This is a genomic window from Marinomonas flavescens, from assembly GCF_004352835.1.
Classification (GTDB): Bacteria; Pseudomonadota; Gammaproteobacteria; order Pseudomonadales; family Marinomonadaceae; genus Marinomonas; species Marinomonas flavescens.
In genome coordinates this window covers 101,823-120,774 of record NZ_SJSB01000009.1, presented here as the reverse complement: position 1 = coordinate 120,774, position 18,952 = coordinate 101,823, and the positions used below count along the sequence as shown (strand labels likewise).

The following is an 18,952-nucleotide window of genomic DNA, read 5'->3' as shown; positions in this document are numbered from 1 at the left end:
CAAACAGGTTAATCCAAGCCTGAGTCGAACAAACCAACCCAAGCGGCGTTTCTCTTCGCTTTTAAACTCCAAGTAAAACCGCCTAGCTCATCAAAACGTCGCTTGGCTTCTGCAAACTGTAGTGGTCAAGTAAAACTGGCCACTACAAAACTACTGGGCAAATCGAACTAGTAGCTAGAACAAACCGTTTACGCCAATCTCAACCCATACCTCGCGTTCCTGCCGCCGCCTTCAAGGCGGTACAAACAGCCTTTCTCAAGCAAGTCGCCGAGGTCACGGGTGGCAGTGGCTTTGGAGCTGCTAGTGATATTGATGTACTTTTTGGCGCTTAGTCCACCTTCAAAGCCGTCCGATCCTGCATTAAAGAGTTTGTTAAGCACTTTCTTTTGGCGTTCGCTCAGTTCGGTGTGTTGATGCTTTTCCCAGTACTTGGCTTTCTTCAATACAAAGTCGACTTTCTGAGACGCTTCTTTTTGCGCTAATAGAACGGAATCGGCGAACCATATCACCCAGTCGGTGATGTCCAAATTAAATTGGCTGGCTTTGTTGAGTCCATCGTAATAGGCGTTTTTGTCTCTCTCAATGATCGTAGACAAACTTAATAATGGGGGTCGGTTGAGGTCTTGAGCCAAGGCCATTTCAGCAATCGCTCGCCCTACTCGGCCATTACCATCATCAAATGGATGGATAGTTTCAAACCACAAGTGCGCAATCGCCGAGCGAACTGGCCCTGCAAGAATAATCTCTCGTTCTGCTTTTAATGGGTTAGAGCGATTAAACCAATCTAAAAATCGGTTTATTTCTGTCTCGACTTGATGAGCTGGCGGTGCTTCGTAATGTACTTTCTCATAGCCAATTGGGCCCGAGACGATTTGCATGGGCTCTTCAGAGTCTCGCCATTGCCCAACATTTAGATTACGAGGCAATAGGCTATCTTCTTGCTGTGGAAGGACTAATTGATGCCAATGAAACAAAGTGGCTTTTGTGAGCTCACCAGCGAAGTTATTACGCACGTCGACCATCAAGGCGGCGATACCTTCTGCTCGTGGATCGGTGACTCGCGTTGGTGGATTACTCAAACCTAAAAAGTTTTTGATGGAGGAACGCACGTCTTCACGGTCCAAACGCTCGCCTTCTATCTGGCTGGTATCGATAGCTTCACTCACCATGAGGTCGATATAGGCATCGTACTGCAAGTTATTTTCAAGCTGACTCATTCCACCAGACAAACGACCAGCCTCTAACGCGTACTGATACAAGGCATTTCGGCATTGTGTTTCGTCAAAGATAAAATTTGGCCAATCAGGGTGTTGCCAGCTGTATTTCATAATATGAGCCGATTAAGTGAATTATTCGGCTCATATTAACATTATATTTTGAGCCGAATAAGATATTTATTCGGCTCATTTTAATTTTTGCGCTTTTCAGATCGAGATACAGCGCCATTCCACCCTATGCAAAGCGCTCATCTAATAGGCGAGCAAACTAAGCCTATTACTCAGGAAGAAAAACAAAAGGTCTTTTAACATCAATGAATCAAAGTTCATGAATCAAAAATAACACCTTAAGCATCGTTTACTCTGGAGACGCACTACTTTTTTCAGCGGAGAACTCGGCTGCACGCTCCAAAAGCCATGATCTAAATGCTTCTACATAAGGTAAGCCTGCACTGTTTGGTTCAATCACAAGATAATGCGCACCAATGGCGATGGGGGCAGAACGTACAGCAGGTACCAAGCGGCCCTCTTGTAGCTCCTTACCGATATAAGCCATATTCGCGAGCGCTACGCCGTGCCCAGCGACGGCGGCTTGAATGGCGGTATCATCATGTTCGAAACGAATCGCTGTATCCAACAGTACTTTGGCCTCTGGAACAAATTCGAGCCAAAGGCGCCAGTCACGTCCGGTTAGCTCATTAAATATCAATTTAAATTGCTCCATCTCTGAAGGCCGCTTTGGCTTACCACCTGCTAACAGAGCCGGTGAGCATACTGGCATTAACCATTCCGCCATAATGAATTGACTGCTGTCAGGAATGACCACTTTTGAATCATAAGGATCCCCCAACATATAAACGATACTGACATCGGAGCGTCTGCCTTCTCTTTGATGCGTTTTTCCGTCTGCTTGCAGGTTAATGGGGTAGTTTGGATAGATAGATTCAAAGTCTGCCAGTCTGGACATTAGCCAACGGATGGCAAAGCTCGTGGTGACCGACAACGTAAGCGCTGGGGTATAACCTAATATTTCTTCAGATACTTGAGAGATATCCTGCATTGCCGGATGGCTGACGGCCAATAGTCGACGCCCGATATCGGTTAACCGAACACCGCGTCCAACTCGATCAAACAATGGCAGACCATAGTAATCCTCTAATAGCTTAATTTGGCGGCTGATGGCGCCTTCTGTCACATGATATTCCATCGCGGCAGATTTAAAACTCATATGCGACGCCGCCGCATTGAAATAAGTCAGAGCGGTTAATGGTGGTAATTTCATTAGCTAGACACTCTTTAATCTTTACATTATGTAAAGATTAGCAATTATTTAAATCGTTTGTAAGTACTCATTATCCACTGTGTAATGCCTGCTTCGACAAGCTAAACATTAGGCAGTCTATAAATGACCATTGATATCGAAAAAATCAGATCTGAGACCCCTGGGGTAGATAACAGCATTCATCTACTTGCCTCTGGATCTGCTCTTATGCCCCAGCCAGTTATTGATGCGATCATTAATCATACATTGCTCGAAGCTCGCATGGGCGGCTACGAAGCTCAAGCGGAAGAAAGCGAAAAACTGGAGGCGACGTATCAGTCTATTGCGACTCTGATCGGAGCAAAAAAACATGAAATTGCTCTGATGGAAAATGCGACAGCCGCATGGTGTCATGCTTTTTATGCTTTGCCATCAAAAGCAGGCGATAGAGTACTGACTTGTGAAGCAGAGTATGCCGCAAATTATGTGGCTTATTTACAGCGAGTAAAGCGTGATGGCATTGTAATCGACGTTATCCCAAGCGATGAATCGGGAGCCATTGATACTGTAGCGCTTGAAGCAATGATAGATGAGCGGGGTGCTCTGATTGCAATCACCTGGATCCCTACCAATGGAGGACTAGTCAATCCAGCAGCAGAAGTAGGAAAAATCGCTAAGCGCCATGGTATTACCTATTTGTTAGATGCTTGTCAGGCGGTGGGTCAAATGCCAGTCAATGTGCAGCAGCTAGGTTGTGATTTTCTCTCTGCGACGGGAAGAAAGTTCCTTCGCGGGCCTAGAGGGACAGGATTTCTTTATGTTACAGAAGCGTTAATCGAGGGCTTAGAACCTATCGTAATTGATCACTTTGCAGCCCCTTGGGTAGCGAAAGATCAGTATCAATTACGAGGCGACGTACGACGTTTTGAAAACTGGGAAAACTCTTATGCTCTCAGATCAGGTTTATCTGCATCAGCAGAATACGCCATGGCAATAGGTCTTGATGACATTCAAAAGCGTTCATGGCACTTAGCAAACTACCTACGCGGCCAGCTGTCTGACATGCCAGGTGTTCTCATTCGAGATTTAGGCGTAGAGCAATGCGCTATTGTCAGCTTTACCATTGATGGGAAAACACCAAGCAATGCCGTGCCTCAACTTCGACATAAAAATATTATCATAGGTGCGTCTGACCCTTCGAGCACAAGACTTGATGCTGAATCTCGAAACCTACCAACGGTCATGCGTGCAGCACCTCATTACTACAATACAGAGAATGAAATGGATCAGCTTATTGCCGCATTAAAGAGCCTGATTTAAAGAAGCGATGTAAAACAATTTCGGATGGGACACAAGACCAAAAAAAGCCACGATGCTTTCACATCATGGCTTTTTAAAGAACTAAATAAGTCTAATACAAATTACAGGTATTCGACTTTTTCGATCTCATATGTTGCTTCGCCGCTTGGGATTTTAACAACGACTTCGTCGCCTTCTTCTTTCCCAATGATGGCTTTCGCGATTGGTGAAGCGTAAGAAATCTTCTTCACTTTCACGTCGGCTTCATCATCCCCTACAATTTTGTAGGTTACGGTTGCTTCTGTATCCACATTAAAAAGTGTCACGGTCGTGCCGAAAATCACTTTGCCGGAAGCCGGTACAGATTTCACATCGATTACTTGTGAATCAGACAGCTTGCCTTCGATCTCTTTGATACGACCTTCAGCAAAACCCTGCTCTTCACGAGCTGCGTGATATTCCGCGTTTTCTTTAAGATCGCCATGCTCACGAGCGGTTGCGATATCCGCAATCACGCGAGGACGAACTACGGTTTTAAGATGATTAAGCTCTTCACGTAGACGAGCTTCACCTTCTACCGTCATTGGTACTTTTTTCATTATTTCCCCAAGTGCAAATCTTGCAGTCTTCTAACTTTTGTTTCACCTTTCAAGCTGATCGCCATGCTAGTCGCTTCAGCGCCGGCCAATGTTGTAGTGTAACAAACCTTTCGCTGCAATGCTGTGCGGCGAATGACAGAAGAGTCAGCAATTGCCTGTGTGCCTGATGTGGTGTTGATAATATAATCAATTTCACCATTTTTCAGCATATCAACAATATGAGGACGTCCTTCGTTTACTTTATTTACTTTGCTTATTGCCACACCGCGCTCAGATAAGAATTTTGCGGTGCCTTCGGTACCGACAATATCAAACCCTAATTCGATCAAGCGATGAGCAACATCAACCGCACCTTCTTTATCCATATCACGAACACTGATGAAGGCTCGTCCAGACGTTGGCAACACAGTACCGCCACCTAGAACAGCTTTACCAAAGGCTTCAGCGAATGTATCGCCCACACCCATGACTTCACCAGTCGATTTCATTTCAGGGCCAAGAATAGGGTCAACGCCTTGGAATTTATTGAACGGGAAGACCGCTTCTTTCACGCTGTAGTAAGAAGGAATGATTTCACTCGTGAAACCAAGCTCTTCTAGCGTTTTACCCGCCATGACTAGCGCAGCAACTTGTGCAAGAGAGCGACCAATACATTTAGAAACAAACGGTACCGTACGTGATGCGCGAGGGTTAACCTCAATCACATAGATTTCGCCGTCTTGTACCGCAAGCTGAGTATTCATCAAACCGATAACACCAAGCTCAAGCGCCATGTTTTTAATCATCTCGCGGATGTCGTCTTGAACATTCGCTGGCAATGAATAAGGAGGCAAAGAACACGCTGAGTCACCTGAGTGAACACCGGCTTGTTCAATGTGCTGCATGATGCCGCCGATAACCACTTGATTACCATCACTGATACAGTCGATGTCAATCTCGATCGCCGCATTCAAAAAGTAATCCAATAAGACTGGGCTGTCGTTAGACACTTTCACAGCCGTTGTCATGTAGCGCATCAATTCTTTTTCGTTATAAACGATTTCCATTGCACGTCCACCCAGTACATAAGATGGGCGAACAACAAGAGGATAACCGATTTCAGCGGCTTTCATCGCGGCTTGGTCAACGCTACGCACGGTCGCATTATGCGGCTGTTTGTAACCTAGACGCTGGATCATGCTTTGGAAACGTTCACGGTCTTCGGCACGGTCAATCGCTTCTGGCGTTGTACCAATAATAGGCACGCCTTCGTTTTGCAAGGCACGAGCAATTTTCAGCGGTGTTTGACCACCAAACTGAACGATCACACCTTTTGGTTTTTCTTTGCGAACGATTTCAAGTACGTCTTCCAGAGTGACTGGCTCGAAGTACAAACGATCCGACGTATCGTAATCGGTAGAAACTGTTTCTGGGTTACAGTTAACCATGATGGTTTCGTAACCCGCTTCGCGTAAGCCTAGCGCCGCGTGTACACAGCAGTAATCAAACTCGATACCTTGACCGATACGGTTTGGGCCACCACCTAGGATAATGATTTTATCTTTATCAGTCGGCGCCGCTTCACACTCATCTTCATAAGTGGAATACATGTACGCTGTGTTGGTCGCGAATTCTGCAGCACAAGTATCAACACGCTTGTAGACTGGGTGTACATTGACCAAGTAGCGACGCTCACGCAATGACTTCTCAGTCACTTGCAACAAGCTTGCTAGACGCGAGTCAGAGAAACCTTTACGTTTCAAACGACGCATTACGTCGTAAGTCATGTCGGTTAGGCCTTTATCAGCCAGACCCGCTTCTTCTTTGATCAAGTCTTCGATCTGTACAAGGAACCAATGATCGACACCTGTATCGGCGTAAATTTCATCAATTGTCATGCCAGAACGGAACGCATCGCCAATGTACCAAATGCGGTCTGCACCTGGATTTTGAAGCTCATACGCAAGTTTTTCTTTGCTGTTTTCTTCAGAGAAATCCAACTGAGGATTAAAGCCATCCGCGCCGACTTCTAAGCCACGCAAGGCTTTTTGCAAAGACTCTTGGAAAGTACGGCCAATCGCCATCACTTCACCCACTGACTTCATTTGCGTCGTTAGACGGTCGTTCGCCGTTGGGAATTTTTCAAAAGTGAAACGAGGAATTTTCGTCACAACGTAGTCGATTGCAGGCTCGAAGCTCGCTGGCGTTTGACCACCAGTGATGTCATTTTGCAATTCGTCTAGGGTGTAACCGATTGCCAATTTCGCGGCAATCTTAGCGATTGGGAAACCTGTCGCTTTCGATGCCAAGGCAGAAGAACGAGACACGCGAGGGTTCATCTCGATAACCACCAAACGGCCGGTTTTCGGATCCATACCAAACTGTACGTTTGAACCGCCGGTCTCAACACCGATTTCACGCAATACCGCCAAAGAAGCGTTACGCATGATTTGGTATTCTTTATCCGTTAGTGTTTGTGCTGGCGCCACAGTAATGGAGTCACCTGTGTGAACCCCCATAGCGTCAAAGTTTTCGATTGCACAAACAATGATGCAGTTGTCTTTTTTGTCGCGGACAACTTCCATCTCGTACTCTTTCCAACCGATCAAAGATTCGTCGATTAGCAGTTCGTTAGTTGGGGATAAGTCCAAACCACGAGTACATATTTCTTCAAACTCTTCCATGTTGTACGCGATACCGCCGCCGGTGCCGCCCATGGTGAAAGAAGGTCGAATAATACAAGGAAAGCCTAAATCGGCTTGTACGCTTTTCGCTTCTTCCATGCTGTGAGCGATGCCGGCACGAGGACACTCAAGACCAATTGCCTTCATTGCTTGGTCGAAACGATTACGGTCTTCCGCTTTGTCGATGGCGTCTGCCGTCGCACCAATCATTTCAACATTGTATTTAGCTAATACACCGTGACGTTCAAGATCCAACGCACAGTTCAGTGCTGTTTGGCCACCCATGGTTGGTAGCACAGCATCTGGACGCTCTTTCTCGATGATTTTTTCAACCGTTTCCCACTCAACCGGCTCAATGTATGTTGAGTCCGCCATCACAGGGTCAGTCATGATGGTTGCTGGATTTGAGTTCACAAGGATAACGCGAATGCCTTCTTCACGAAGCGCTTTACACGCTTGGGCACCCGAGTAGTCAAATTCACAGGCCTGACCGATAACGATAGGACCTGCACCTAGAATTAAGACGCTTTTAATATCAGTACGCTTTGGCATAGTGTTTCGTTCCTGCTCAGGCTTTGTTGGCTTTGATGTTTTCGATAAACTGATCAAACAGTGGCGCAACGTCATGCGGCCCTGGGCTCGCTTCCGGGTGACCTTGGAAGCTGAACGCGCTCTTATCAGTACGGGAAAGTCCCTGCAAAGAACCATCGAACAAGGATTTGTGCGTCATCTTAAGATTGGCAGGCAATGTGTCTTCGTCTACCGCGAAACCATGGTTCTGGCTGGTAATCATCACAGTGCCTTTTTCAATGGCTTGTACTGGATGGTTAGCGCCGTGGTGACCAAATTTCATTTTCTTCGTTTGCGCGCCAGAGGCCAACGCCAATAACTGATGACCAAGACAGATACCGAAAACAGGAATCTCTGTTTCTAGAATCTCTTTGATTGCTTGAATCGCGTAATCACATGGCTCTGGGTCACCAGGGCCATTAGAAAGGAAAATACCATCTGGATTCAAAGCGAGCACATCACTTGCTGGCGTTTGTGCTGGCACAACCGTTAGACGGCAACCGCGCTCAACCAACATACGCAAGATGTTCTGCTTCACACCAAAGTCATAGGCAACCACGTGGAAATCGAATGATTCAGGGGTTGTATGGCCTTTTACTAGATCCCAAGTAGACTCCGTCCACTGGTAAGTCTCTTTAGCAGACACTTCTTTCGCTAAATCCATACCCTTAAGGCCAGGAAATGCTTTTGCCGCAGCAATCGCAGCGTTTTCGTCTAGATTTTCGCCAGCCATGATACAGCCAGATAGCGCGCCTTTTTCTCGCAGAATACGTGTTAACTTACGCGTATCAATATCTGCAATGCCAACAACGCCTTTTCGCTTTAAATAAGAGTCTAAAGACTCTTGTGAGCGCCAGCTGCTTGCCATCAAAGGAAGATCACGAATGATCAAGCCTTCACACCAAACGTTATTTGATTCTTCATCTTCAGAGTTAACGCCAGTATTCCCAATATGGGGATAGGTCAAAGTGACCATTTGTCGAGCATAGGAAGGATCTGTAAGAATTTCTTGATAACCAGTCATCGAAGTGTTGAATACCACTTCGGCTGTTGAGGAGCCATCTGCTCCGATCGACACCCCTTTAAATACAGTGCCGTCTTCTAGAGCAAGAATCGCTGATGTTGCCAAAGGAACCTCCCGTTTAGAGCCTATCAGGTTGCAAAAAAGCGAGAGAACCATCGGCTCATCTCGCTTTTAAGAAATTGCGTTTTTGCCGTTCATCCATTGATCAATAATCAAGGGATCTCGCGTTCAAAAAATCTGCCCAATTTTACTCTTATACGCCCTTAGCGTCCACCGCAAAGCCACGTAAATTAACAAAAACTCTGAGTTTATTTCAAAATTCAATTGACTTTATGGTCAAGAATAGATAATCGGCCACTATCTATTAGCACAAGAGTCCATCGGCTACTTCTTGAGCAACTTCATAGCCTTTTAGATTTCCTAACACAGCTAAAGAGAAGGTCATCGCAGCAGCAGGGCCTTGTCCAGTAATAATGTTATCGTCCATCACGACTGGCTGATCCGAGATATATTCTGCACCGATTAGGCCTTTTTCAAATCCTGGGTAACAAGTAGCCTGTTTATCCGCAACAAAACCATGCGTACCAAAAACTAACGCAGGTGCCGCACAAATCGCACAAAGCAACGCATCTTGAATGTCGTGCTTTTCCAATATATCGATCAATAATTCACAGTCACGTAAATGCTCAGCGCCAGGCATGCCACCAGGTAAAACAATGGCATCGTATTGAATGCCGACCACCTCTGGCAACAACACATCCGCTTCAATTTTACAGCCATTGGCGGCCGTAATATTCTTAGAATCATGTACGCTGGCTACCGTGACATTAACACCACCACGGCGCAACACATCGATAATAGTGATTGCTTCAATATCTTCACTGCCGTTTGCAATAGGGACTAATACATTACTCATGGTTTGATTCCTTCTTTCAATTCGTGCTTTCTATTTTATAAAAACTCACCAACAACACACATCGTTCTAGACTAGATAGCATGGCAGAGGTGACAAATAAGCATTACACGCAGACATTTAATGTGAACAAACACGCGGCTTCTCGCCCTTGCTCCGTTGTATAGTAATTTTTACGGCGCCCTACTTCGTCAAAATCTAATGATTGATAAAGCCGTATCGCGCCTATATTCGATTCACGCACCTCTAAGAGATACTCTATCACCCCTTGGGCGGCCGTTTGTTCGATCCAAGCAGACAATAACTGTTTAGCCAAGCCTTGGCGACGCTGAGTTTGATCCACCACAATCAGTTCTAACTCTGATTGTTCGAACAATAAAGACGCTGTTAACCAGCCAACCAGTGTTGTCTCATTGTGTTGCGCGTCGGCTGCGCGCTCTTTTAAAGTCGCTTCGACGACCCAATTAACACGCGAGACGAGCGCCTCTTCGACCAGCGTCGCACTCCAAGGATGAGGATTCGACTCTTGATCCAGCAGGATAAGCGCTGCCGCATCCGCTAAGGTTGCAGGACGCACTATAAATGAGGTCATAACAAATTTCTTTTAGTCAAAATTAGAAAGCTAGCTAAAAATAGAACTAGCTGTTTTGAAACAAGGCACTCTGCATAATCTGCCAAGCGTCTTTGCGTAACTCGGGGATACGGTAGAGTTCAGGCAAACTCACAATGCGCGCGACGGGGAATGCCTTTATGGCGCAGTCCGCAGACAACTCATCATATAAGGTCGCAATATTGTCACCCGCCAACACTACTTTTGGCTCACCACGAAAAAATTGGGTGAAGCCCAATACAAAACTCTCTAATGCGCCCAATAACCAGTCTTGTCGCACTAAAAAATAAGGATTCCTCAACGCACCAGGCCAAGATAAGCCACGACTGTCCCATTCCTCGATAGGTGTTTTTAACAACGCCTGAGCCATTTTTAACGCTAAACGATCAATCTCTTCTTGTTGCGTAAATACCGTAGGCACTTCGCTTAAGATCAGTAGTTGATTCGCAAACACATACCCTCTTAGCTCAATTCGTGTAATCGCTGTCGTCGAAGACACGGCTTCAATAGGCACTTCTATATCAACCGCTAACTCTTCAATCGGTTGTAGATCTTCAACGACAATTTCAGGGCCTGCATTTAGCTGCTCGCGCAAATACGCCACCGATTGCTCTTTTTCTTCTGGAGCAATTTTAGCCACAGGTTCTGGCATTGCAGAGCCAAAGCCTTTAGAAGGCGTCACCGCACTAGGTATAGATTCAGTAATAGGCTCAAAGGATTGATCCATTGCCCAAGGTTGCGCAGGATAAAAAACCGTCCCTGTAACCTCATCAGAAGCCGACAACCAAACCGTTACTCCCATCTGGGCTAAGCAATGCGTCTGAAAAGACTGTTTTTGATCCAATTCGCGCGTCATAGCACCCTTATATTCTCAGAAAAATGACACGATCTAGCCGATTGGCATCGTGACTTTAGGAACTCTAATAAAGAAGCGAATATACGCTTTTGGCCAAAAACTTGCCACTTCACGCCCATTTAATCCTAATTTTAGCGAACAATATAACAATCATCGATTAACTCCCTTTAGGATGACGTAGTCGGCCATTCTTGACCTGTGTATAATCCTAAGCAATCATCCCTTAACCATTTGCCTTCGAAGGATCACTATTCATGAAATCCCTCATTTCATGTCTTGCTCTTACCCTCGCTGTTTCTTTCAGTGGACTAAGCCAAGCAGACAATTTACCTAATTTAAAAGGTCGAACTATTGTCGCGGTAACCGAAAATGCTTACACACCGCTTAACTTTGCAGATCCGGCAACAGGAAAAGGCATCGGCTGGGAATACGATGCGATGAACGAAATTGCCCGCCGTTTAAATGCCAAAGTTGATTGGCAATTAAGCAGCTGGGATACCATGATCCAAGCAGTAAAACAGGGACAATATGATATTGGTATGGATGGCATCACTATTAATGCTGAACGCGCCAAACAAATCCAGTTTTCTGATCCTTATATGACATCCCAGCAATTCATGTTAGTGCGAGCAGATGAAACTCGCTTTGATGATGCTAAGTCTTTCGCGGCGAATAAAAACCTTCGTTTTGGCGCTCAAGCTGGTACCACCAATTTTTATGTGGCGGTCTATGATGTGTTAGACGGAAATGAAAACAACCCTCGTATTACCTTACTCGATACATTTGGCACCTCGGTACAAGCATTGAAATCTGGTGACGTAGATTGTGTACTCATGGATTCAACTTCCGCTCGCGGCTACATGGGCGCGAATCCTGGCAAATTTAAAATTGTCGGCGGCCCGCTTGGCTCCGAAGATTTTGGCTTTATCCTAACCCCTGGATCTGATCTTCTGAAACCGGTTAATGCGGCAATCAAAAGCATGAAAGCCGATGGCACCATGGAAGCGCTAAACAAAAAATGGTTTTTTGACTACAACCAAACAAAGTAAGCCTTCTGAACCATCACACTCGATGTAGTGTGATGGCTAATTTCGATTCATTCAACCGCGATAGAGCGGTCTAGCTATTTGATAATTATGCCCTTTAAAAAGACCTTAGACCGTACCCCATGGTGGCTTGTCGCAACCATTATCATTTCATTAATGCTCATCTGGCATATGATTTCAGACCAAAGCTACCAACGCATTGCTGGGGCCTTAAGCAAAGGACTGTTAACCACGCTAGGCGTGACATTGAGCGCTTTTTTCCTAGCCAGCGTGATGGGGTTATTAGTTGCTTTATCTGGATTTTCTCGCTTTCGCATTGCACGGGAACTTAGCCGCTTCTATGTGGAGATTGTTCGCGGCGTGCCGGTGCTTGTTTTACTCTTTTACATTGCTTTTGTCGGCGCGCCAGAGCTGGTTAAATTCTATAACTGGGTATTACAAATCCCCATTGAATCTGGATTATTAGATAAAGCCCAAACGCGCGACTTCAACATGCTATGGCGTGCTATTTTTGCGCTCTCTATTAGCTACAGTGCATTTATTGCGGAAGTCTTTCGGGCGGGCATTCAAGAAGTAGGTAAAGGACAAATTGAAGCAGCAAAGGCATTAGGTTTGTCGAACTGGCATCGCTTTCGCTTCATTACGTTTCCACAAGCCATCCGTAAAATCCTCCCACCATTGGGCAATGACTTTATCGCCATGATCAAAGACTCGGCATTGGTCTCCGTGCTCGGTGTGCAAGACATCACTCAGCTTGGCAAGATATTCAGCTCATCGACTTTTCAGTTTTTCGAAACCTATAACGTCGTGGCGTTTATGTATTTGGTACTAACGCTTTCCCTATCTCTTATGATTCGAGGGTTTGAAGCTCACCTTAGACGCAATGATCATCATTGACTAAAGACGCGCTATCACTCGAATACATTATGTAAGCTTGGAGAAGCGTGTTTGAATCGAGTAATCCTTGTTCGGACCCACCACCGAAAAGCTCAGTTCAAATTTATCGTCTGACAAAAATTCAAACTTGGCGTCGTAATGATCTTTGATACACAAGTGGTGAGAGGTCAGGGTACTGGCTTGAGTAAACGCAAAACTCAAGAACAACTCGCCTTTCGTGGCGCCATCAGAAAAGTAAATATCAAACCCTGCGTCCGTCATCCGATAGGTGTAGCGTCTAAACGCATTGGGCTTTTTATGTTCTGAATTCGGCAAGACCATGGCTTCTTGAAAATCTAGCCATTGCTCATTATCGGTATGACGCTGAAAACTGGCTTTTCCGTTGATATTGCCAAAGCCCGAAATTACTCTCTGCACTTCCCAGTCTCCCAGAAAGTACGATAAAACGTCTTTTGCTGCTATTGCATACATGCACACAAACACTCTATTTTTGCCAAGATGGTTTACGAATAAGAAGGCAGCTAGCACCCTAGCCGTGCTGCCACTCTCTCTAATTAGGAGTACTTATAAATTCAACAATTAACATTATTAATACAATAATTCTGGATTGATATCATCCAGCTTCTCAGTACCTGACAATGCCATCGCTACTTCAAATTCTTCGCGTAAAATACGTAACATATGAGCAACACCTGGCGCACCCGCAACAGCTAAGGCATAAAATTGCGCCCGACCTAACAATACAGCGTTCGCGCCAAGAGCAATCGCTTTAAAAACATCCGTTCCCCGCTGAATACTGCCATCCATTAAAACCACAAAATCCTTGCCAACCTTCTGCCGTATTCTTGGCAATACCTCTATAGGACTCGGCACACAATCTAGTGTTCTACCACCATGGTTAGATACAACAACCCCTTTAGCACCTATTTTCTGAGCTTTTAGAGCATCATCTGGATGTAAAATTCCTTTGATAACAACAGGCAGGCTAGTTTGCGCTATCAACCATTCAATATCTTCCCAAGTAGGCGCTTCGCTCATCATGCCCTGAAATACAATACTTTCATCAGGCATAAACTCTTTCGTAGGCAAGGGTGGACGGTGTATTAAATTAACAGCAGAAACATGATCAGGTAATTGAAATTTTGCACGCTGAGCCCGGTTACGAATACCATGAATCGCTGAATCAACCGTCACGGTCAACGCTGTAAACCCAGCCAACTCTGCTCGTTTCACTAAGTCTAAATTAAAATTACGGTCTAGTTGCCAATACAGCTGAAACCACTTTGGTGTGGTTAGATATGAGCTTATTTCTTCCAATGGCTGGCTACTTAAAGTACTTACCATCATACCCACATCAAGCGCACTGGCCGCTCGTGCGGTGGCGATTTCCCCCTCCTCATGCGCCATTCTTTGAAATGCTACTGGCGCTAACATAATGGGCGTACGCCACTGCTCTCCAAAAATAGTCGTGGCTGTCGAACCACGGGTGACATCTTTTAACACACGCGGGAATATTTTTATTTTGTCCAAAGACGCCCTATTTTCTCTGAGTGATATTTCATCAGCACCGCCGCCATACACATATTCATAAATAGCATGAGGGAGAACATTTTTGGCAAGACGTTCATAATCTGCAAGGCATAGCGCCTCATTAATAGAATTAGAAGAACTCATAAATTATGTATCTACATGCAGTCGAACAAGACGATGATATAAGGCACTTAACTTGATGACTTGTGGATTATCCAAGCCTTGCTCAGTCCCTAACGTTTGAATGGATTGATCTAAATCGTAAAGTATCTCACGCTGTTCATGATCACGAACCATGCTTTCAATCCAGAAAAAACTGGCGAGACGCTGCCCCTTAGTAACGGGCAAAACTTGATGTAAGCTGGTTGATGGGTACAAAATCATATCTCCTGCTTTGAGCTTAACTTTATGCTCTCCATAGGTGTCTTGCACACACAACTCCCCCCCTTCGTACTCACTAGGATTGTTAAGAAACAAGGTAGCTGATAGGTCAGTACGAAGTCGAAAGGGGGTATCCGGCACAATACGAATCGCATTATCAACATGCCATCCATAGTGCCCACCATTCTGATAAGCATTAAACAACGGTGGGTATATTTTACGCGGTAGCGCTGCAGAAACGAATTGCGGACTATTCGCCAACACTTGCAAAATATGATCGCCCAATTGGCGTGTCAGTGGATCATTAGAGGGTAATTGTTTATTTTTCTTTACTTTAAAAGCCTGCTCACCAGCACTCTTTGATCCTTCCTGCCAATCTGCAGCCGCCAAATGTTGTCGATACTGTTTTAACTCATGCTCAGACAGTACATTCGGAATAGTGATCAACATAATTTCTCTCTATAAAAATAAGCCAAAGGCAATTGGGGTTAGCAACTGCCTTTGACTTTAATGGCTCAACTCAGTAGCCATAAATTAAAATTTATATTTGGCCGTAATACTGGCAGAACGCCCAGCGCCTAAGTAAACAAAATTACCGCCGCGATAGATTGCTGTGTAGTATTCTTTATCCGTAATATTTTGCACATTCATTTGAAGGTCAAAATCTTTATTAACCTGATAAGTGGCAAAAGCATCGTACACAACATAAGAAGGAGCTCGTATGTTAGTGTCTGCAGATGTCCCTGCATCAGGTTGTCCACCTAAGATTTCACTAGAGTAGGTTGCTACTGCGCCAAGACCAAATTTTGGCGTGAAATGGTACTTCATTTGGAGGTTAGCGCTTCTATCAGCAAAATTGGCTTTTGGCTTACCAACATTAGTATCGTCGTAAGACTTTAATGTTTTAGACTTCATTATTGCAAGCCCTGCTTGCGCACTCAACTTAGGCGTTACATTACCAGATAAGCCAAGCTCAATACCTCGTACTCGATTTTTACCCGTATTCAGAGAACCGCCAGACTGATAGGAGTCATTGCCTCCTTCAATCACATTGTCTTTCGTAATTTGAAACAGAGCAGCCGTTAATAATAACTTGTGATCCATCAGGTTCCATTTGGTTCCTACTTCTAAATTGGTTGTTTTTTCTGGCTCTGCATTGCTGTAGTTTCCATCAGAATCAACACAAACACCGCCATAGCCACAACCAGAAACAGAATCTATTTCCCCGCCATTAATATTAGAAGACGTTGACCAAGTAGCGTAAACATTCCCATGCTCCCATGGAGAATATACAGCCCCAAAGTGACCATTAAAGAAGCCATCACTGTACTTATAATTCCTCTCAGCTACAGCGTTACCTCCGCGATCCGTCGATGCGGCAATAAATGCATCATAATCAAAATAATCATATCGAACACCACCATGCACTTCCCAATCGTCAGACAAAGTGACGGTATCCATTAGGTAGGCTGACAAGGTTTTAATTCTCGCTGTACTAGAAGCCTCATTATTTCTAGTGACAGATCCCTGCCATATAGAATTGTCTGCATTCAATGGATCAACCGTAATAGGTAAGCCCGTTACAGTGTAAGCTCCCGTGCTATTTCGACCACCATTCGCGTCTGTACGCTCATCAGCGTACTCAACACCCGCAACAAAAGAATTTCGTTTACCAAACAACATAGAATCCCAAATAAAGTTCGTTTGGTTTCCTACATATTCATTTTCCTGCCAGCCATTAAAGGCTGTAAATGATGAAGTGCCTTGCACCGCAGAAGTAATGTAATCGTTAAGCGTTTTACCGACTCGTGTTTTGTTTTCTAAGCGCAAATCATCAGTTAAATAAGCTTCTACCTTGATCGTTGCAATATCCGCTTCGCTTTTGTCAAAATCTAAGCCATTTTGTCCAACATAGTCATACTTTCTCACCTCTCCCGTATTGCTATCCATTGAATAACCAACATCTTGTTTGTCATTCGCTCGGAAGTAATAATAATCTGCGCTAATAGTAACGTCAGTATTTGGCTCATAAACCGCAGAAATGAGAAACCCCTCTTGGTCTATCGCGTCTTCTACGCGATCTGTATCTGCATCAGAGAGCAACGCATTAAATCGTATGGCAAATTCATCATTTACAACTTTGTTAGTATCAAGTGTAAAACGCCTCTTATTATCCGTACCTATGGTGCCACCAATGATGGCAAAATCTTCGTTATAAGATGCTTTCTTGGTTACTGAGTTTACCGCTCCCCCTGTCGTTCCACGACCTCCAAAAGTAGAGCTGGGGCCTTTAGAAATTTCCACCTGCTCTAAAGCAAAAGTTTCTCGAGAAATAAGGCCTGGCTCACGTAAACCATCTGTATACACATCACTTCTCGCTTCATAACCACGGATTATGTAACGATCGCCAAAGGAGTTGCCACCTTCTCCTGTACCTAAAGTAATGCCTGGTTGAGCGCTCAAAATAGACTCTAGATCCGTTTTACCAGAATCTTCTATCGTCTCCTTTGTCAAAACGGTAATGGTTTTAGGTGTATCCGCTATGTCTCGGGTATATTTCGAATCAGACATTTTTTTTGCTTTATACCCAGCCCCAGCCTCTGCGTATGGATTGTCGTCTCCTGCCACCTCAGTATCTTCAACTAATAACGTATCTAATGTTTTCTCAGCGGCAAATACTTGAGGTGCAAATGAAGCTGAAATAGCCAACGCTATTAAGCTCATTTTCATAGGAGCAAGCGACGCTGATCGACTGCCTTCGACTGAACTACGAATATTGATATGTTCCAATTAACTATCCCCGATCTAAAGTGATATTAAATTCTTATAAATGAGATTGATTATTATTAGCATTTAATAATTTTAGTCAACCTGATACGTCATAATGTTTACATTATTTTACAAATGAATTAGATGGAAAATTATGGATTTGATACTGGACATGAATAGTAATGATAATTAATATCATTACGTTATAAAAACTAAACACTCGATGGGTCTTATAGAAAATGAAATTAAACTTAACAATACCGCTTAAAACACTAGTAAATGGGGCGCTTATTACTGCTTTTGTAATGACAACCAACCTCTATGCCAGCGGTAATTTAAATGTATATTCCGCCCGAAAAGAAGCGCTTATCAAGCCTGCGTTAGATGCTTTTGCGAAAAAATACAGAGTAAATGTTAATTTAATAACCGCTAATGCGGATGTGCTTCTTAATCGACTGATAAACGAAGGCGATGCCAGCCCTGCAGATATTTTTATAACAGTGGATGCTGGACGATTATTTCGGGCGAAAGAAGCTGGTGTTCTCAAACCCGTTGAAACAGATTATCTAACCAAAACAGTTCCTGCTCATTTACGTGACAAAGATAACTATTGGTACGGTTTATCTCAGCGTGCACGAGTAATATTTTATAATCCGAAGCGAATTAATAAGTCTGACTTTTCAACATATGAAGACCTTGCCAACCCAAAATGGAAAGGCAAGATATGTACCCGTTCGTCATCAAATATTTATAATCAATCATTAGTTGCCTCGATGATTGCAACGCAAGGAAAAGAAAACACACTGAACTGGATAAAAGGCTTTGTGGACAACCTTGCTAGACCACCATTTGGCGGTGATACTGACTTACTTCATGCCGTGGCGGCTGGTGTTTGTGACCTGACTATTGCGAACACTTACTATTTTGGACGCATGGGACAAAGCAACAATAAAACAGATCAAAAGACTTACCAAAGCCTCGCTTTATTTTGGCCAAACCAAGGTGTTGACGAGCGTGGTGCTCACGTAAACGTTAGTGGTATTGGGATGACTAATTCGGCTAAAAACACTCGGAATGCACGACGTTTAATGCAATTTTTAACGAGTGAAGACAGTCAAAAATGGTATGCAGACGTTAATAATGAATACCCTGTTAAAGTCGGTATTCCTGCACCGAGAAATTTACAAGTATTTGGCACATTTAAAGCTGACACCCTATCTCTGAGCGCCTTAGGTGAAAACAATAGGTTGGCGGTAGAGCTGATGGATCAAGGTGGCTGGAAATAAGCCTCTAGAACTACTAACCCTCTCATTTTTT

At 44.3% G+C, this 18,952-nt stretch carries 16 protein-coding genes; 4 read left to right on the top strand and 12 right to left on the bottom strand.

The genetic code is table 11. From position 1 onward, the window contains the following. Window positions 1-188: 188 nt before the first annotated feature. Both E0D70_RS11150 and E0D70_RS11145 read right to left on the bottom strand, forming a co-directional pair. Window positions 189-1,328, bottom strand: coding sequence for a Fic family protein (locus tag E0D70_RS11150; protein ID WP_133012368.1), 1,140 nt, complete (start codon window positions 1,326-1,328; stop codon window positions 189-191). Between the two features lie 247 nt (window positions 1,329-1,575). Beyond that, on the bottom strand, window positions 1,576-2,499 hold the full coding sequence (locus tag E0D70_RS11145) for a LysR substrate-binding domain-containing protein (protein ID WP_133012367.1): 924 nt from the start codon (window positions 2,497-2,499) through the stop codon (window positions 1,576-1,578). 123 nt (window positions 2,500-2,622) lie between these two features. Here E0D70_RS11145 and E0D70_RS11140 point away from each other — a divergent pair, with 123 nt between their 5' ends. Then, window positions 2,623-3,798, top strand: coding sequence for an aminotransferase class V-fold PLP-dependent enzyme (locus tag E0D70_RS11140; RefSeq protein WP_133012366.1), 1,176 nt, complete (start codon window positions 2,623-2,625; stop codon window positions 3,796-3,798). A 101-nt stretch (window positions 3,799-3,899) separates the two neighbouring features. On the opposite strand, the gene greA is transcribed toward E0D70_RS11140, so the two are convergent. The 6 genes from greA to E0D70_RS11110 form a co-directional block, all read right to left on the bottom strand. Continuing rightward, window positions 3,900-4,376 carry a transcription elongation factor GreA gene (gene greA / locus E0D70_RS11135; protein WP_133012365.1) on the bottom strand — a complete coding sequence of 159 codons (477 nt, stop codon included), beginning with the start codon at window positions 4,374-4,376 and terminating at the stop codon, window positions 3,900-3,902. Continuing rightward, window positions 4,376-7,591 (bottom strand): carbamoyl-phosphate synthase large subunit, encoded by a 3,216-nt coding sequence (carB, locus tag E0D70_RS11130; RefSeq protein ID WP_133012364.1) that lies wholly within the window; start codon window positions 7,589-7,591, stop codon window positions 4,376-4,378. The genes greA and carB overlap by 1 nt, the downstream gene beginning before the upstream one ends. A gap of 16 nt (window positions 7,592-7,607) precedes the next feature. Further along, window positions 7,608-8,738, bottom strand: coding sequence for a glutamine-hydrolyzing carbamoyl-phosphate synthase small subunit (gene carA, locus E0D70_RS11125; RefSeq protein WP_133012363.1), 1,131 nt, complete (start codon window positions 8,736-8,738; stop codon window positions 7,608-7,610). Between the two features lie 259 nt (window positions 8,739-8,997). Next, window positions 8,998-9,549: a DJ-1 family glyoxalase III gene (locus E0D70_RS11120; protein WP_133012362.1), complete on the bottom strand. Its 552-nt coding sequence runs from the start codon at window positions 9,547-9,549 to the stop codon at window positions 8,998-9,000. Between the two features lie 103 nt (window positions 9,550-9,652). Further along, on the bottom strand, window positions 9,653-10,138 hold the full coding sequence (locus E0D70_RS11115) for a GNAT family N-acetyltransferase (RefSeq protein ID WP_133012361.1): 486 nt from the start codon (window positions 10,136-10,138) through the stop codon (window positions 9,653-9,655). 46 nt (window positions 10,139-10,184) lie between these two features. After that, window positions 10,185-11,012, bottom strand: a complete 828-nt coding sequence (locus tag E0D70_RS11110; RefSeq protein WP_133012360.1) for a hypothetical protein — start codon at window positions 11,010-11,012, stop codon at window positions 10,185-10,187. A 254-nt stretch (window positions 11,013-11,266) separates the two neighbouring features. On the opposite strand from E0D70_RS11110, the gene E0D70_RS11105 reads away from it, so the two are divergent. Then, window positions 11,267-12,061 (top strand): transporter substrate-binding domain-containing protein, encoded by a 795-nt coding sequence (locus tag E0D70_RS11105; protein WP_133012359.1) that lies wholly within the window; start codon window positions 11,267-11,269, stop codon window positions 12,059-12,061. An 87-nt stretch (window positions 12,062-12,148) separates the two neighbouring features. After that, on the top strand, window positions 12,149-12,955 hold the full coding sequence (locus E0D70_RS11100; RefSeq protein WP_133012358.1) for an amino acid ABC transporter permease: 807 nt from the start codon (window positions 12,149-12,151) through the stop codon (window positions 12,953-12,955). Window positions 12,956-12,982: 27 nt separating this feature from the next. Here E0D70_RS11100 and E0D70_RS11095 read toward each other — a convergent pair whose 3' ends face one another. The 4 genes from E0D70_RS11095 to E0D70_RS11080 form a co-directional block, all read right to left on the bottom strand. Further along, window positions 12,983-13,426, bottom strand: a complete 444-nt coding sequence (locus tag E0D70_RS11095) for a DUF6314 family protein (protein ID WP_133012357.1) — start codon at window positions 13,424-13,426, stop codon at window positions 12,983-12,985. 117 nt (window positions 13,427-13,543) lie between these two features. Beyond that, a complete protein-coding gene (locus tag E0D70_RS11090; RefSeq protein WP_133012356.1) occupies window positions 13,544-14,629 on the bottom strand; it encodes an alpha-hydroxy acid oxidase in 1,086 nt (361 codons plus the stop codon). A 3-nt stretch (window positions 14,630-14,632) separates the two neighbouring features. Continuing rightward, window positions 14,633-15,316, bottom strand: coding sequence for a Fe2+-dependent dioxygenase (locus tag E0D70_RS11085; protein ID WP_133012355.1), 684 nt, complete (start codon window positions 15,314-15,316; stop codon window positions 14,633-14,635). 84 nt (window positions 15,317-15,400) lie between these two features. Continuing rightward, a complete protein-coding gene (locus E0D70_RS11080) occupies window positions 15,401-17,656 on the bottom strand; it encodes a TonB-dependent receptor (protein WP_133012354.1) in 2,256 nt (751 codons plus the stop codon). A gap of 218 nt (window positions 17,657-17,874) precedes the next feature. On the opposite strand from E0D70_RS11080, the gene E0D70_RS11075 reads away from it, so the two are divergent. Further along, complete coding sequence (locus E0D70_RS11075; RefSeq protein WP_133012353.1) at window positions 17,875-18,921, top strand: Fe(3+) ABC transporter substrate-binding protein; 1,047 nt, start codon at window positions 17,875-17,877, stop codon at window positions 18,919-18,921. Window positions 18,922-18,952 lie beyond the last annotated feature (31 nt).